General features: G+C 65.6%; 17 protein-coding genes. 15 read left to right on the top strand and 2 right to left on the bottom strand.

Features of this window, described 5'->3' with window-relative positions; translation table 11 throughout:
- Together fliS and ACFVSJ_RS16795 are read left to right on the top strand one after the other, a co-directional pair.
- Nucleotides 1-429: a flagellar export chaperone FliS gene (fliS, locus tag ACFVSJ_RS16800; RefSeq protein ID WP_387438078.1), complete on the top strand. Its 429-nt coding sequence runs from the start codon at nucleotides 1-3 to the stop codon at nucleotides 427-429.
- Nucleotides 419-700, top strand: a complete 282-nt coding sequence (locus ACFVSJ_RS16795) for a hypothetical protein (protein ID WP_387438077.1) — start codon at nucleotides 419-421, stop codon at nucleotides 698-700. The genes fliS and ACFVSJ_RS16795 overlap by 11 nt, the downstream gene beginning before the upstream one ends.
- A 109-nt stretch (nucleotides 701-809) precedes the next feature.
- Here ACFVSJ_RS16795 and ACFVSJ_RS16790 read toward each other — a convergent pair whose 3' ends face one another.
- Nucleotides 810-2,024 (bottom strand): amidohydrolase, encoded by a 1,215-nt coding sequence (locus ACFVSJ_RS16790; RefSeq protein WP_387438076.1) that lies wholly within the window; start codon nucleotides 2,022-2,024, stop codon nucleotides 810-812.
- Between the two features lie 251 nt (nucleotides 2,025-2,275).
- A complete protein-coding gene (locus ACFVSJ_RS16785) occupies nucleotides 2,276-2,479 on the bottom strand; it encodes a 4-oxalocrotonate tautomerase family protein (protein ID WP_387438075.1) in 204 nt (67 codons plus the stop codon).
- A 501-nt stretch (nucleotides 2,480-2,980) separates the two neighbouring features.
- Between ACFVSJ_RS16785 and ACFVSJ_RS16780 the strand changes: the two genes are divergently transcribed.
- The 13 genes from ACFVSJ_RS16780 to ACFVSJ_RS16720 all read left to right on the top strand — a co-directional run bounded on the left by ACFVSJ_RS16780 (nucleotide 2,981) and on the right by ACFVSJ_RS16720 (nucleotide 13,901).
- Entirely contained in the window at nucleotides 2,981-3,622 is a 642-nt protein-coding gene (locus ACFVSJ_RS16780; RefSeq protein ID WP_387438074.1) for a cyclodeaminase/cyclohydrolase family protein, read from the top strand.
- A gap of 146 nt (nucleotides 3,623-3,768) precedes the next feature.
- Nucleotides 3,769-4,113 carry a flagellar basal body rod protein FlgB gene (locus tag ACFVSJ_RS16775; RefSeq protein ID WP_387438073.1) on the top strand — a complete coding sequence of 115 codons (345 nt, stop codon included), beginning with the start codon at nucleotides 3,769-3,771 and terminating at the stop codon, nucleotides 4,111-4,113.
- Nucleotides 4,110-4,502 carry a flagellar basal body rod protein FlgC gene (locus ACFVSJ_RS16770; RefSeq protein ID WP_387438072.1) on the top strand — a complete coding sequence of 131 codons (393 nt, stop codon included), beginning with the start codon at nucleotides 4,110-4,112 and terminating at the stop codon, nucleotides 4,500-4,502. Before ACFVSJ_RS16775 ends, ACFVSJ_RS16770 begins: the two co-directional genes overlap by 4 nt.
- Nucleotides 4,502-4,801, top strand: a complete 300-nt coding sequence (gene fliE / locus ACFVSJ_RS16765; protein WP_387438071.1) for a flagellar hook-basal body complex protein FliE — start codon at nucleotides 4,502-4,504, stop codon at nucleotides 4,799-4,801. Before ACFVSJ_RS16770 ends, fliE begins: the two co-directional genes overlap by 1 nt.
- The gene (fliF, locus tag ACFVSJ_RS16760; RefSeq protein ID WP_387438070.1) at nucleotides 4,801-6,435 is read left to right on the top strand and encodes a flagellar basal-body MS-ring/collar protein FliF; all 1,635 of its coding nucleotides are present in this window, start codon (nucleotides 4,801-4,803) and stop codon (nucleotides 6,433-6,435) included. Before fliE ends, fliF begins: the two co-directional genes overlap by 1 nt.
- Entirely contained in the window at nucleotides 6,432-7,454 is a 1,023-nt protein-coding gene (gene fliG, locus ACFVSJ_RS16755) for a flagellar motor switch protein FliG (RefSeq protein WP_387438069.1), read from the top strand. The genes fliF and fliG overlap by 4 nt, the downstream gene beginning before the upstream one ends.
- A complete protein-coding gene (locus tag ACFVSJ_RS16750) occupies nucleotides 7,444-8,043 on the top strand; it encodes a hypothetical protein (RefSeq protein WP_387438068.1) in 600 nt (199 codons plus the stop codon). Before fliG ends, ACFVSJ_RS16750 begins: the two co-directional genes overlap by 11 nt.
- Nucleotides 8,040-9,359: a FliI/YscN family ATPase gene (locus ACFVSJ_RS16745; protein WP_387438067.1), complete on the top strand. Its 1,320-nt coding sequence runs from the start codon at nucleotides 8,040-8,042 to the stop codon at nucleotides 9,357-9,359. Before ACFVSJ_RS16750 ends, ACFVSJ_RS16745 begins: the two co-directional genes overlap by 4 nt.
- Nucleotides 9,356-9,781 (top strand): flagellar FliJ family protein, encoded by a 426-nt coding sequence (locus ACFVSJ_RS16740; protein ID WP_387438066.1) that lies wholly within the window; start codon nucleotides 9,356-9,358, stop codon nucleotides 9,779-9,781. Before ACFVSJ_RS16745 ends, ACFVSJ_RS16740 begins: the two co-directional genes overlap by 4 nt.
- Nucleotides 9,778-10,395 (top strand): C40 family peptidase, encoded by a 618-nt coding sequence (locus ACFVSJ_RS16735; protein ID WP_387438065.1) that lies wholly within the window; start codon nucleotides 9,778-9,780, stop codon nucleotides 10,393-10,395. The genes ACFVSJ_RS16740 and ACFVSJ_RS16735 overlap by 4 nt, the downstream gene beginning before the upstream one ends.
- 23 nt (nucleotides 10,396-10,418) lie before the next feature.
- Nucleotides 10,419-12,248, top strand: coding sequence for a flagellar hook-length control protein FliK (locus ACFVSJ_RS16730; protein WP_387438064.1), 1,830 nt, complete (start codon nucleotides 10,419-10,421; stop codon nucleotides 12,246-12,248).
- 18 nt (nucleotides 12,249-12,266) lie between these two features.
- Complete coding sequence (locus ACFVSJ_RS16725) at nucleotides 12,267-12,689, top strand: flagellar hook assembly protein FlgD (protein ID WP_387438063.1); 423 nt, start codon at nucleotides 12,267-12,269, stop codon at nucleotides 12,687-12,689.
- 39 nt (nucleotides 12,690-12,728) lie between these two features.
- A complete protein-coding gene (locus tag ACFVSJ_RS16720; protein WP_387438062.1) occupies nucleotides 12,729-13,901 on the top strand; it encodes a flagellar hook protein FlgE in 1,173 nt (390 codons plus the stop codon).
- Nucleotides 13,902-13,929: the final 28 nt, after the last annotated feature.

The following is a 13,929-nucleotide window of genomic DNA, read 5'->3' as shown; positions in this document are numbered from 1 at the left end:
ATGACCTACAGTGCCCTTCGCGCCCAGCAGCTCTCGCGCTACAACGACGACGCCGTCCTCTCCGCACCGCCCGCACGCCTGCTCACGATGCTGTACGACCGTTTGCTGTTGGACCTCAAGCGCGCACGCCTGGCCCAGGAGAACAGCAACTGGGACTCTGCCCGCGAAAACCTGCTGCACGCCCAGGCGATTGTTGCCGAGCTGCAGTCCACGCTCAGGGTGGATCTTTGGGACGGGGCAGCTTCGCTTGCCAGCATTTACGAGTACGCCATGCAGGCACTCATCGGCGCCAACATCTACCGTGACGTGGAGCGAACCAAGGAGTGCATCGAGCTGTTGGAGCCCTTGCGGCAGGGGTGGCACGAGGCATCGGCACAGTTGTCAGCCGCTGCTGCTCCTTTGGCGGGGCGGGCACTCGGTGTCGCTTGAGGCTTGGTCCGTCGCTTTGGACCGTTTGGAGGCGGACATCGCGTTGGCCGTCTCCGGGGGCTTCCCGGCGCCGTGGGAACCGCCTGCTGACCTTGGGCCGCTGCCTGTTGCCTTGGGGGCGCGGGCCCTTCTTGTCCTTGATGCGCAGGCCGACGCCATGGACCTCGTGTCCGGCATGAAGCACGACGCCGGAGCCCACCTCGCGGCCCTCGCTGCGGTGTCGCCCGGCCCGGGTTCCGCGCGGCCGCTGTTGCTCGACGTCCGCGGCTGACCTTCCGCTGCGGGCCCGCCCAACTGGGTGACAGATCAGGTCGTTCCCAGCGCTGGGAACGACCTGATCTGCGACCTACTTGGGTTTCGGGGTCAGTCGCGTTTCCGGGTCAGGCGAGGAATTCGCGGGCGGCCGTGACCAGGGCATCCGTGCCGATGCTGAGGGTTGGCTGGATGACCGGAGCGAAGTAGGGGGAGTGGTTGGAAGGTGTGTCTTCCGGAAGCCGGCCCTTCTCCGCGAACTCCTTGGCGTAGTGCGGCTCGATGCCGCCCAGGAACCAGAACACCAGCGGCGCGTCTGCCGCCGTCGCCAGCATTCCCACGTCCTCGCTGCCTGATACCGGGCCGGGGTCGATGACCTGGTGTTCGCCGAACGCTTTACGGAATGCATCACGGACGCGGTCCGCGGCTGATTCTTCGTTGACCGTGAGCGGGAAACGCTCCTCATAATCGAAATCCGGTTCCTGCGTGGCACCGGAGGCGGAGGCCTCGCTGCGCACAATACGTTCGACGGCGGCCAGCACCTTTTCGCGGGTCGGCTCGCTGAAGGAGCGGATGCTGAGGCCCAGAGTGGCCGTCTCGGGGATGATGTTGTTCTTGGTGCCGGCATGGAGCTGGCCCACCGTCACTACCGCTGAGTCGCTGGCTGCGATTTCGCGTGCTATGACCCCCTGGAGCCGAACGGTTGCGGCGGCGGCCATGAGCACAGGATCCACGGTGGTTTCAGGCCGGGAACCGTGACCACCCCGGCCATGCAGGGTGATGTTGAGCGAATCGGCCGACGCCATGGCAACTCCTGAACGGAGCCCGAACCAGCCTGCCGGGAAGGGTGCCACGTGCTGGCCAAGGACGACGTCGGGCTTGGGGATCCTCTCGTACAGCCCATCCGTGACCATGGCGTTGGCCCCGCCGCCCCATTCCTCGGCGGGCTGGAAGACGGCGATGAGGGTGCCTTGCCATTGGTTGCGTTCTTGGGCAAGTTTCTCGACGGCGCCCAGGAGGCACGTGACATGGACGTCGTGTCCGCACGCGTGCATCACCGGGACTTCATGGCCCTCGTGGTCTTTGCCGGTGGCGGTGCTCGCGTACTCCAGACCGGTTGCTTCCTTGACCGGAAGGGCGTCCATGTCGGCGCGGAGCATCACCACGGGACCGTCGCCATTCGCGAGGACTCCCACCACGCCGGTCTTGCCGATGTTGCGGTGGACTTCCAGCCCCAGGCTTTCCAGATGCCCAGCGACGATTCCGCTGGTCCGGACCTCTTGGAATGACAGCTCCGGATTCGCGTGCAGGTCTTTGTAGAGTGCTTCAAGGTCAATGCCCACGGGATTACCCCTTACCGTTCGACGCCTGGGAATGGGGCCAGTGTATCGACTCGCCCTGACGTCTTGCTCTGCGTGGGGTTCCGGTGGCCCTCCTGCGTGGCCACTAGAGGGTGCCGTCGTGGGCTCCTAAGGATTGGAAATCTGCGACGCTGGCACCTGGGTGACCAGCTGCCGAAACACCAGCTGCGCGGCGTAGACCGCATTGCGAGGATCCGGCCTCGGACCCCTAGCTGGCATTGCGCCATTCCTGTTCAGACCGATTCGTTCTGTCCCGAATCGGCCAAGGTGACGCCGGCTACGGACCAATTCTCGCGCGGAAGCTCGTGCAAAATCACCCGGATCGTATCTGGACGGATTTCCATAACTTGAGCGTAGGTGGCCGTGAGAGCAGCCAGCAGCTCACGCTTTTTTGCCGTAGACGAGGGGGAAGCATTGAAGACTTGAATGAGGGGCATGCACAGATTGTGCCATCCTCCTTGCAATGACGGGCGGACTCCAGTTCCCCCGCGGGGCTTGCGGCGTCTCGAGATGGGCCATTCCTCCCGCAGCTGGAATAGATGGTCGTATCGCGCCCGCTGCCGTCAGCCGTCGTTGGACGTGTCTGTCAACCCTCTCCGGCCGTGCATATAGCCGCTCGATGGTTATTCGTGAATGAATATTGAGCCCACTGGTCTGAAAGCTGACACGCTCAAAGCCGTGGGTGGATGCAGCGTTCAGCAGGAGCGGCTAGGGCAGGGGGCCTCTATTGGGCCGGCGGTGGGCTTCCTGCGGGCGGCTCAGGGGTCAAAACGTACGACGGCGGCCCCGGGTCCGGGTGCCTTGGGTTTCCTTTGGGTGCATTCCGGGCGTGTTGTGGCCGCTGCGCCTGATTAAACCTGTGCCTGTTGAAACCCGCCTCGTTGAGCCCTGTGCCTGTTGTGACGCAGTTTGCGGCCAGCCAATGCAGACTGGGATGCATGGCTGCTTCCGACAAGATCAACACGCAACACTCCACGGTTGAGGAATGGACCGAGGCCTTGGCTGAGTCCACCGGCTCACCCGGGGGCGGAGCAGGCACTGGGGTGATGTTGGCGGTCGCGGCATCCTTGACCTCGATGGTTGCCGGGTACTCGGAAAATGCGGACGAGGGGCTGTTGGATCGGGCGCGCAGTCTGCGCCGGACTGCCCTGCGTTTGGCGGACGAGGATGCGGTTGCTTCCAAGGCCTTTGGTGCGGCGTTCCGCCTGGATCCGGGTCCGAAACGCGAAGAAGCTATACAGCAGGCGTCTGTGGAGGCGGCAAAGGCTTCAGCCTTGCTGGGCGACCACGCGATCGCAGCCATTGAGGATCTGGGTTGGTTGGCCGAGAACGGCAACCCTGCGTTGATTGCCGATGTCGTGGTGGCCTTCGGAGCGCTGCGGGCCGCGATCGCTGGCGCGCGGACCAATGTAAGTTTTGACCTCGCGACCCTTGCGAAGGATGGTACGTCGCTGGAGGAGGTCCGGTCCCGGCATCCGAAGCTCTGGGAGACAGTGGGCCGGCTGAGTGAGGCGATGGACAGGATCGACGAATTGACCGCCCAAGTGGACACTAAAGCCGCCCCGACGGATACGTTGTGAGGCCTGCTTTGCTCGCACTGCGTTTACAAAATTTGTTGGCGATTCTCCTAACGCTCGTTTGAACGGTGTCGATAGCTCTTGCTGAGCAGGGATCGCTCGATGCTTGGCCACGGATTGGCCTATGAACACCACCAGGTGAGGACTTTGTGCTTGAATCCGTGACATCCGTCGCCTTGGCCAGCGCCATGGACGCGCTCTCCTTGCGCCAGCGGACCATCGCCAACAACATCGCGAACGTCAACACGCCCAATTACACGGCCAAAAGGGTCTCCTTCGAAGACCAGTTGGCTGCTTCGGTCCGCACCGGTGACGGCACCGTCAACGCCACGATCTCGCCCTCCGATGAACCAACCAGGACGGACGGCAACAACGTCAACCTGGACACCGAGACTCTGTCCAACATCGACACCGTGTTGCGCTACCAGTTTGCTGCGAGGGCCGTGGCCGGCGAGTTCACCTCGCTGCGCACGGCGCTGAGGACCAACTCATGACTTTCGACGCGATCGGCATCGCCGGTTCGGCGCTCACGGTTCACCGCAAGTGGTTGGACGCTGTGTCCGACAACCTCGCCAACATGAACAACGCTTCCCGCACTGACGGACAGGTGTTCCGTGCCCGCTACATTGAGGCGGCCGAGGGCAACGACGGCCAGGGCGTCTACGTGAAGAGCACGCCCTTGGGCGACGCCACGGGCAGGATCGTCTACCAGCCGGACCACCCCCTGGCCGATGCGAACGGAAACGTGAAATACCCGGACATCGACCTCTCCGAACAAATGGGAACCCTGATCATCGCCCAGCGCGGATACCAAGCCAACGCACAGGTGGTGGACCGGGCCCGGGAAACGTACCTTGCCGCGCTTGAGATAGGAAAGTCCTGATGGCCCTGGGTCCCATAGAGAGCGTCCAAGGCGTCAGCGGAACCGGGTATGTGGGCAGTGCCAAGCCAGCCAGCACCGGCGGCGACTTTGGCACGGCGCTGACTGGCGCCGTCGACGATTTGCAGTCCTTGCAGTCGGCCTCGAAGGAACTTGCCGTATCCGCGGTGACAGGCAACCTCGATGACATCCACAAAGCGACGCTGGCCGCCACGCGCGCCCAAGTGACGTTCGAACTGGTGGCCGCCGTACGGAACAAGGGCGTTGACGCGTTCAACGAGATCATGAGGATGCAGGCCTGATGCCACCGGCGATTTCCCAGTTCTTCCGCAAGCTCGGCAACGGCGTCCAGGCGTTCAGCCCTGCCCAGCGCACCCTGGCGATCCTCGGTGTCGCCGTGCTTGTCCTGGGTGGTGTGGCCTTGACTGCCTGGCTGGGAAAACCGGCCTACTCACCGCTCTTTTCCGGATTGAAGGACACGGACGCAAACAGCATCGTGGAGCAGCTCCGCAAGGACAACATCCCCTACGAGCTGAGCAACGGCGGTTCCACCATCCTGGTCCCCGAGGACAAGGTGTACGACGAACGCCTGAAAGCCGCCGCCGCTGGGCTGCCCACCGCCGCGGCTACGGGTTATTCGTTGCTGGACAAGCTGGGCGTCACGTCATCGGAGTTCCAGCAGTCCGTGACGTACAAGCGTGCCTTGGAGGGGGAACTCAGCACCACCATCCAGGCCATGGACGGAGTGAAGTCCGCGGCCGTGCAGCTCGCCATCCCGGAAAAGTCGGTGTTCGTTTCCACCACCCCCGAGGCTACGGCGTCGGTGTTCGTGCAAACCCAGCCCGGCACCACGTTGTCCTCGGACAAGGTCCAGGCGATTGTGCATCTGACGTCCGCCGCCATAGAGAACCTGAAGCCCACCAACGTTTCCGTGGTCGATTCGCAGGGCAACGTCCTCTCTACAGTTGGCGGGGGCGCCACGGGGTCATCATCCAAGCAGGCCACGGATTACCAGCAACGTACCTCGGATGCTGTGCGGTCCGTGTTGGACAGCGTCGTGGGGCCGGGCAACGCCACCGTGGCGGTTGCAGCCGACGTCACCGCGGAATCTGCCCAGCAGCGCAGTGAAACCTTTACCCCTGCAACCAACACTCCGGCGCTGAGCGAGTCCACCAAGACGGAGAAGTACACGGGCACTGGCGGCGGCGCGTCCGGTGTCCTGGGCCCGGACAACATTGCCGTGCCCGGTGGAACTGCCGCCAACGGATCCTACGATTCCAGCGACACCACCAAGAACAATGCGGTCAACAAGGTCACGGAAGACCGGACCATTCCACAGGGAGCGGTGAAGCGCCAGACCATTTCCGTGGCCATTAACCAGTCCGCCGCAGGGGGCGTGAACGTGGACTCCGTCCGGTCGTTGGTGACCGCAGCGGCCGGCATCAACACGGCGCGCGGTGACGTGGTCACGGTGGAGGTTTTGCCGTTCAGCACTGCAGCGGCGGACAAAGCGGCACAGGCCCTCGGCGCTGCCCAGGCGGACGCCGAGTCAGCCAAGGACGCAACTCTCATGAACACGCTGATCATGGCCGGCAGCATCCTGCTCGCTGCGATTGCCCTGATCGTGACGGTGCTGATCATCCTTAAGAGGCGCCAGCAGCGGGAACCCGTGGACCTCGGCGAACGCCTGGACTACGTTGCCCTTCCGGAAGCCATCCCGACGCCGGCCATTGCCGGCCCGCCCACGACGGCCATCGAACTCACGTCCGTCCAGCCGGCCGCCCCGCTGGAGCCCACTCCCGCCCTCCCGCTTCCGGCGGCAGAGGCCCTGGACGGCGAACTCAAGCGTGCCCAGATCGAGGCCATGGTGGCGGACAATCCGGCACGGACCGCCGAGTACCTTCGCGGACTCATGGATGAAAGGCAATCGGTGTGAGCCTCCCGGAAGCCTCGGCTCTGAATGGCGTGCAGAAGGTGGCAGTCGTGCTCATGCAGATGAGCCCGGCCAGTGCTGCCGCCGTCATGGCCCAGTTCTCCGAGTCGGAGGCGGAGGATATTGCCGCCGAGATCGTCCGACTCCGCCGTGTTTCCTCCGTGGTTGCGGACCACGTCATCAACGAGTTCCACGGACTGGCCGTCAGCGGCCGCCGCACGGCCCGCGGCGGCCAGGAATTCGCCGTCGGACTCCTTGAAGCGTCCTTCGGCGCCGACAAAGCCGCAGGCTTCATGGACCGACTGGCCTCAACCATGGCCGGGAAGTCCTTCGAGTTCCTGGAGATGATGGATCCGGGGCAGATCCTGGCGTTGATCGACGGCGAGCTGCCGCAGACCATCGCCCTGATCCTGGCCCACCTGCGGCCAGGCAAGGCCTCCGCGGTCATGTCGGGGCTGGGGGACGCCCAACGCATCGAGGTTGCGCGCTGTATCGCGACCATGGGTTCGGCATCGCCTGAAGCTGTGGGAATCGTGGCCGAGACCCTGAAGGTCCGTGCGGGTGCCGTCATGTCGCAGCGGAAGACCAACGAGATTGTTGGCGGCATCCAGCCCTTGGTGGACATCATCAACCGCTCGGACGTCAACACCGAGCGGTCCGTGCTGGACGGCCTTGGCACGGTGGATCCGGATCTCGCTACCGAAGTCCGGGCACGGATGCTCACGTTCGTGGACATTGTGAAACTGGAACCGCGCGACATCCAGCAGATCCTGCGCGGGGTCAGCGCCGGCGTCCTGGCCGTGGCCATGAAGGGCGCCCCGCCGGTTGTCCTGGACACCATCCGCGCCAACATGTCCGGCCGGAACCTGGAGATCCTGGAATCGGAAATGAACGCGTCCGGCCCGGTCCGTGCTTCGCAGGTGGAGGAAGCCCGGGCGGACATCGTCCGGTCCATCCGCGAACTCGAAGCCGAGGGTGCCATTGTTGTCCGGCGCGGGGATGAGGACGACTTTGTCTACTGAGCCGTACACGCGCGTCACTTTTCCGGCCCTGCGTTCCGAGGACTCCGCCGCGGACCGGGGCTTCACCCAAGGCCACGCCGCTGGGTACGCGGCAGGGTTGCAGGCCGCGGCGGCCGAGCAGCGCCGCTTGCGGGAACAGTTGCTGGCTGAGCATACGGACATGCTCGACGCCGGCCGCTCCGCGATCGCGCGCGCCGTCGCCGTTTTGGGGACCGCAACTGAGGCGGCGCAGAAACGCCAGGAAGTTGCCGTTGCCGAGGCGGAGGATGTGCTGGCCGCCAGCGCCATCGAACTCGCGGAGGCCATTCTGGGCTACGAGCTTGGCCACGCCGAACGGACTGCCCGCGCCGCACTCGATCGGGTCCTGGGACACCCTGACGGAACCGTGACTGCGGTTCGCCTGCACCCGGGTGACCTGGCCGCTTTGGCGGCGGCCGGCGTCGTGCTTCCTCCCGGCGTTGAACTCACGGCCGATGCCGCCCTCAACCCGGGGGACGCGATCGGAGAATACCCGCAGGGGTGGATCGACGCCCGGCTCGGCTCTGCCCTGGAACGGGCGCGGCGCGCGCTGTTGGGCGGCGTGGCATGAGGGGCCTGGCAGGGGCCGTGGCCGCCGCCGCACCGCAACGCGTTGGCACCGTGACCTCCGTGCTGGGGCTCGGGCTCGAGATTGCCGGCTTGGATTGCGCAGTCGGGGAACTGGTCACGATCGGTTCAGGGGCTGAAACGCTCGACGCCGAAGTGGTCGCCTCCGTGAGCGGGGGAGTGCGTTGCATGCCCCTGGGCCGGTTGACCGGTATTGCCGCGGGCGCTCCGGCACGGGCTGCAGGGAGTTCCGTGCTGGTTCCCACCGGCGAAGGGTTGTTCGGGCGCGTCCTTGATGCGCTGGGCCGGCCGATCGACGGGAAGGGTCCGCTGTTCGTTGCCAACCTGGTGCCGTTGGACCAGGAAGCCCCCAACGCGATGCTCCGGGCCCGGATCGACACACCCCTGCAGACCGGGGTCCGCGTGCTGGACACGCTGACCACCTTGGGCCGTGGCCAGCGCATCGGCTTGTTCGCTGGCTCGGGCGTGGGCAAATCCTCGCTGCTGTCCATGGTGGCCCGCGGAACCGACGCCCAAGTGTCCGTGATCGCGTTGGTGGGCGAACGTGGCCGTGAAGTCCGCGAATTTCTCGAAGACGATCTGGGCGCCGAAGGCCTGGCTCGCTCCGTGGTGGTGGTCGCGACCTCCGACGAACCAGCCCTCATGCGCCTCCGCGCGGCCGTCACGGCAACCCGGATCGCGGAGTCATTCCGGGAAGCCGGGCAGGACGTGGTGCTCATGATGGATTCCCTGACCCGCGTAGCCATGGCCCAGCGCGAAATCGGCCTCTCCGCAGGTGAGCCGCCCGCGACACGCGGCTACCCGCCGTCGACCTTTTCCGTCCTGGCGAGGCTCCTGGAGCGCGCCGGAACCGCCGAATCCGGCTCCATCACCGGGATCTACACCGTCCTGGTAGATGGCGATGACCATAACGAACCCATCGCCGACGCCGCCCGCTCCATCCTGGACGGGCACGTGGTCCTGGACCGGAAACTCGCCGTCACGGGGCATTTTCCCTCCGTGGACGTGCTGGGTTCGGTGTCCCGGGTGGCCTCGAAAGTCAACCCTGCTGCCCATACCGGGCTCGCTGTGGCGCTGCGACGCGTGCTTGCGGCCCGGCGGGCTGCCCAGGACCTGATCGACGTCGGTGCCTACCGGCACGGCAGCAACCCCTTGGTGGACGCAGCGCTGGACAACGAGGCCGCCATCAACCACTTCCTCCGCCAGGGCATGGGGGAGTCGTCCACGTTTGCCGAGTCGTGGGCACTGTTGTCCAGGCTTGCCACCCAGTTTGGAAACCTTGCCGAAGGAGCCGCGTGAACCGACAATTCTCCCTCGCCGGGCTGTTGAGGCTGCGGCAGGCCGAGCAGAAGGCCGCCGAAACCGGGCTGGCTGCAGCGAACACGCGCTCCTCCTCGCTGCGTGAACGCCGGGCCGAAGCACGGTCAGCGATCGCCGATTCCGCCGGAACGGTTGTTGATGCCTCGTCCCTTTTGGCGGTGGCGGCTGCACGTGCGTCCTCCCAGAGCATGCTTGCGGAGCTTGATGCCATGGCCGCTGCTGCGGAGCTCGAAGCCGCGGCTGCCCGCTCGGAGTACACCGAGGCGAGGCGTCGTGCCGTCGGTCTGGAGAAGCTCGAAACCCGCCACGACGACGCGTTTGCGGCCTCGGAACTCCGGGCTGAGCAAGGCGCCCTGGACGAGATCGCTTCGGCCGCATGGCATAGGAAGGCCGGCTCATGAGCATGGTTGAAGCGATGGGCCGGATCCAGAGCATTGAGGCGTCGCTGCAGCAGTTGGCGGAGCGGTCTTCGACTGGTGCATCGTCATCTTCGGTCGGCGCAGCGTCGTTCGCGTCGGCCTTGAACACGGCCATGGGAACGTCGGCCACTGCCGGGACTTCCGACGTTGCCAGCCTGCTCTCCGCCGTCGGAAGCACGACGGCGGTTGCGGCTTCTCCTGCTGCGTCCAGCACTGTCGGGGGAGCCACGGGTGACGCCGTGGTTGCTGCAGCCAAGAAGTACATCGGTGTGCCCTACGTGTGGGGTGGCACCAACCCCGCTACGGGCATGGATTGCTCCGGCTTTGTGCAGCGCGTGTTCAAGGACCTGGGCGTTGAGCTGCCCCGGGTGGTGAGCGACCAGATGCAGAATGGCACTCCTGTTGCTTCCCTCGCTGAAGCCAAACCCGGGGATCTCCTGGTGAGCTACGGCGGCGAACATATCTCCATCTACCTGGGCAATGGCAAGGCCATCGATGCCCCCGTGCCCGGACAGACCATCCAGATCCGTGATGCGTGGGAGAAATACTCCAACCTCACGTCCATTCGCAGGATCGTCCCGGCCGGGGGTGCATGATGCAGGTGGTTGGCGGATGCGTTTTGCGTGTTTCCTTGGCCGCGGCTCCGGGTGTTGCGGACGTTTCAGGAACTGGGTCCTTCGATGCCGTCCTGGGCGGGATGCTGGAGCCGGGGTCGGGTGTTGCGGCCTCGCCTGCTGACCAATTCGACGGTTCGCTGCAGGGTGTGCCGGGCGCCCGGCATGATCTGCAGCTGGGCATCGAATGGGAGGCGTCTGTTGCCGAATTCGTGGAGCCATCTGCTGCCGGATCGCCATCGCTCGGCCATTTAGACGACTCGCTGCGGGTTAGACGACTCCTGCCGTCTAACCCGCAGCAAGGCATCGAAACGGAGGGACTATCCACGGGTGTGCCCGTGCCGCTGGCTGCGGGAGCACGTGACGGGGTTGGTTTAGCCGGGGCTGTGACTGGCCAGTTCGTGGGTTCGCTGCAGGGTGTGCCGGGCGCACGGCATGATCCGCAGCCAGGCATCGAACCGGAGCAGCGTGTTGCGGCGGCTGGGGAGTCCTTGGCTGTCGGATCGCCGGGCACGTCGTCCAGCCGTTTAGACGACTCGCTGCCCATTCGACGCTTCCTACCGTCTAACACGCAGCAAGCCATCCAAATGGGCGGTCGAGTTGCCCTGCGCCCGGGCATTGCCGGCGGGGATCCCGTGGCCGGAGGTGGCCAAGATGACGCCGAGGCCACCGGGGCAGGCTCCACTTCGGGTACCGCTGGCGGCGGGTACGTAACCGGTCCGGACGCGGGTTCCGTCCAACTTTCGTCCGGCCAGTTCGTGGGTTCGCTGCCGGGTGTGCCGGGCGCACGGCATGATCTGCAGCAAGGCACCGAACAGGGGCAAAGTGTTGCGGGGTCCGGGGAGTCCTTGGCTGTCGGTTCGCTGGGCACAGCGTCCGGCCGTTTAGACGATTCCCTGCCCATTCGACGTTTCCTACCGTCTAACACGCAGCAGGGCATCGAATCGGTGGGGGCCTCGTCGGAGGTACCCCTTGCCGCAGTTACAGGAGCACCGGCCGGGCCGGGCTCAGCCGAAGCCGTGACGGGCCAGTTCGTGGGTTCGCTGCAGGGTGTGCCGGGCGCGCGGCATGATCTGCAGCAGGGCATCGAATCGGAGCAGAGTGTTGCGGGGTCTGGGGAGTTCTTGGCTGTCGGTTCGCTGGGCACAGCGTCCGACCGGTTAGACGACACCCTGCCCATTCGACGTTTCCTACCGTCTAGCACGCAGCAAGGCATCGAATCGGTGCGCTCAGCTCCAAGCAACCCTGCGCCCGGCGTCCCTCAGCCCGCCACACCGGGAGCCGACGCAGCAGCGCTGCCCGGCGCCGCCGTCGTACCTCATGCCCAACTGCACGTCAGCGCGCAAGCCGCGCCGCCGCCAGCTGCGCAGCCCCTGCCCCAGCCCGCAACCCCGCCCCAGCCCCTGGCCCACCAGCTCACCCAACCCCTGTTCGCGCTGGCCTCGGCCAAGCCGGGGGAGCACGTGATGACGCTGCGGGTTTCGCCGGAGGACCTGGGGCCGCTGACGGTGCGTGCGCACATCGACGGCTCGGGTGTGCGGATCGAGCTGTTCGCCGCTGGGGACGCGGGACGGGAAGCAGTCCGCCACGTGCTGCCGGAACTGCGCCGCGGACTGGAGGATTCCGGGGCGAGCCTGAGCCTGTCGTCGCAGAACAGCCCACAGGACGCACGCGCGGACACCAGCCCCGACAACAGCCCGGACCCCGGACGAGGCCAGCGCGAGCCGCGCCAGGCGGAGGCCCAGACGCTGGGACCGCGCAAAGCAGTCGCAGGCGAATCCCCCGAAGTCCGGGAGACAAGACCAACCACCAACCGGCTCGACATCCTCGTCTGACGTGAAGGAGAGAACAGCGTGACCATCCAAGCCATACCCAGTGCGGTCCAGACCGGCGCCGGCCAAACGGCAAAAACCCCTGTCCAAGCGATGGATTCCGAGGTCTTCATGCAGTTGCTGGTGACTCAGTTGCGGTACCAGGATCCCAGCGCGCCCATGGATACCAACCAGATGATGAGCCAGTCGGTCCAGCTGTCCATGATGGAGAAAATGACTGAGCTCACCGCGGGTTCCAAGGAGAGCTTTTCCCTGCAGATGCGCACGGCGGCTGCCCAGATCATTGGGACCCAAGTGAGCTACACCCTGGCAGACGGCACCAAAGGCCACGGCGTGGCAAGCTCCGTGTCCTTTGCCGACGGGGTTCCGCTGGTCAGCGTCGGCGACAAGAAGGTGCCGTTGGACAGCATCACCGGCATCACGGCAAAACCGCCGGCCGCCTAAAGCACAGCACACACCCAGACCCCGAAGAAAGGCAACACCATGCTCCGTTCGCTGTACTCCGGAATTTCCGGCCTCCGCGCCCACCAGACCATGCTCGACGTCACCGGCAACAACATTGCCAACGTCAACACCACGGGCTTCAAGTCCTCGTCCGCGCAGTTCCAGGACACCCTGTCCCAGCTGACCCAGGGCGCCGCGGCACCGCAGCCCGACGCAGGCGGCTCCAACCCGGCACAGGTGGGGCTGGGTGTCAGGGTGGCCGGCGTAAGCACAAACTTTGGCCAGGGCTCATCGCAGAGCACGGGCCGCGGCACGGACCTGATGATTTCGGGTGAGGGCTTCTTCGTCACGGCGAAGGGAACCCAGCAGTTCTACACGCGCGCGGGCAACTTCCAGTTGGATGCCGCGGGCCGTTTGACCACGCCCGACGGCGGCATCCTCCAGGGCTGGTCCGTCACCAATGGCGCGTTGAACGTTGGCGGACTCACGGGGCCGATCACCTTGTCCCCGAACACGACGGCTCCGGCAGTGGCAACCACCTCGGCAGCGCTCGGCGGGAACCTGCCGTCCGACGCAGCAGTGGGCACGTCGTTGGAGCGCCAGGTCAAGGTATTCGACGGCAACGGTGCAGAGCGGGCCCTCACCCTCACCTTCAGCCGCACGAACACCGGCTGGAGCGTAGCGGGAGCCGATGCGAACGGGGCAACCGGTTCGGGCAACCTCACGTTCGCCAACGGTGCACTGACCTCCGGCGGTTCGTTGAACGTGGGTGGGATCAGCGTAGATCTGGGCGCAGTCACCGGGTTCGCGCAGATGAGTACGCTGACGGTCTCGGGCCAGAACGGGGCGGAGGCCGGCAAGCTTGAGTCGTTCACCCTTGCTGCCGACGGTTCCTTGGTGGGTGCCTTCAGCAACGGCAGCACACAGGTCCTGGCAAAGGTGGCCTTGGCGAAGTTCACCAACGCCGAGGGCCTGGAGAAGGCGGGTGGCTCGTCGTACGTTGCCACGGCCAACTCGGGCGCGGCCCAGCTCGGCGTTCCCGGCGACGCAGGCCTGGGTTCCCTCAGCTCGGGTTCCCTTGAGATGTCCAACGTGGACCTGTCCCAGGAGTTCACCAACCTGATCGTGGCCCAGCGCGGCTTCCAGGCCAACGCCCGCATCATCACCACCTCGGACGAGGTCTTGCAGGAGCTGAGCAACCTGAAGCGCTAAACCCCCAACCCCCTAACGCCACGCCCAT

The organism is Paenarthrobacter sp. NPDC058040, assembly GCF_042885775.1.
GTDB lineage: Bacteria > Actinomycetota > Actinomycetes > Actinomycetales > Micrococcaceae > Arthrobacter.
Note: the sequence above shows the minus strand (reverse complement) of the source record. Positions and strands in the feature narration are given on the sequence as shown.

What these genes read in the sequence shown, in the direction of transcription:
- ACFVSJ_RS16780 (WP_387438074.1), top strand. Translation starts at nt 2,981, where the DNA reads ATGGCTGCTTCCGACAAGATCAACACGCAACACTCCACGGTTGAGGAA.
- ACFVSJ_RS16745 (WP_387438067.1), top strand. Translation starts at nt 8,040, where the DNA reads ATGAGGGGCCTGGCAGGGGCCGTGGCCGCCGCCGCACCGCAACGCGTT.
- fliE (WP_387438071.1), top strand. Translation starts at nt 4,502, where the DNA reads ATGGCCCTGGGTCCCATAGAGAGCGTCCAAGGCGTCAGCGGAACCGGG.
- fliF (WP_387438070.1), top strand. Translation starts at nt 4,801, where the DNA reads ATGCCACCGGCGATTTCCCAGTTCTTCCGCAAGCTCGGCAACGGCGTC.
- fliS (WP_387438078.1), top strand. Translation starts at nt 1, where the DNA reads ATGACCTACAGTGCCCTTCGCGCCCAGCAGCTCTCGCGCTACAACGAC.
- ACFVSJ_RS16720 (WP_387438062.1), top strand. Translation starts at nt 12,729, where the DNA reads ATGCTCCGTTCGCTGTACTCCGGAATTTCCGGCCTCCGCGCCCACCAG.
- ACFVSJ_RS16785 (WP_387438075.1), bottom strand. Translation starts at nt 2,479, where the DNA reads ATGCCCCTCATTCAAGTCTTCAATGCTTCCCCCTCGTCTACGGCAAAA.
- ACFVSJ_RS16770 (WP_387438072.1), top strand. Translation starts at nt 4,110, where the DNA reads ATGACTTTCGACGCGATCGGCATCGCCGGTTCGGCGCTCACGGTTCAC.
- ACFVSJ_RS16735 (WP_387438065.1), top strand. Translation starts at nt 9,778, where the DNA reads ATGAGCATGGTTGAAGCGATGGGCCGGATCCAGAGCATTGAGGCGTCG.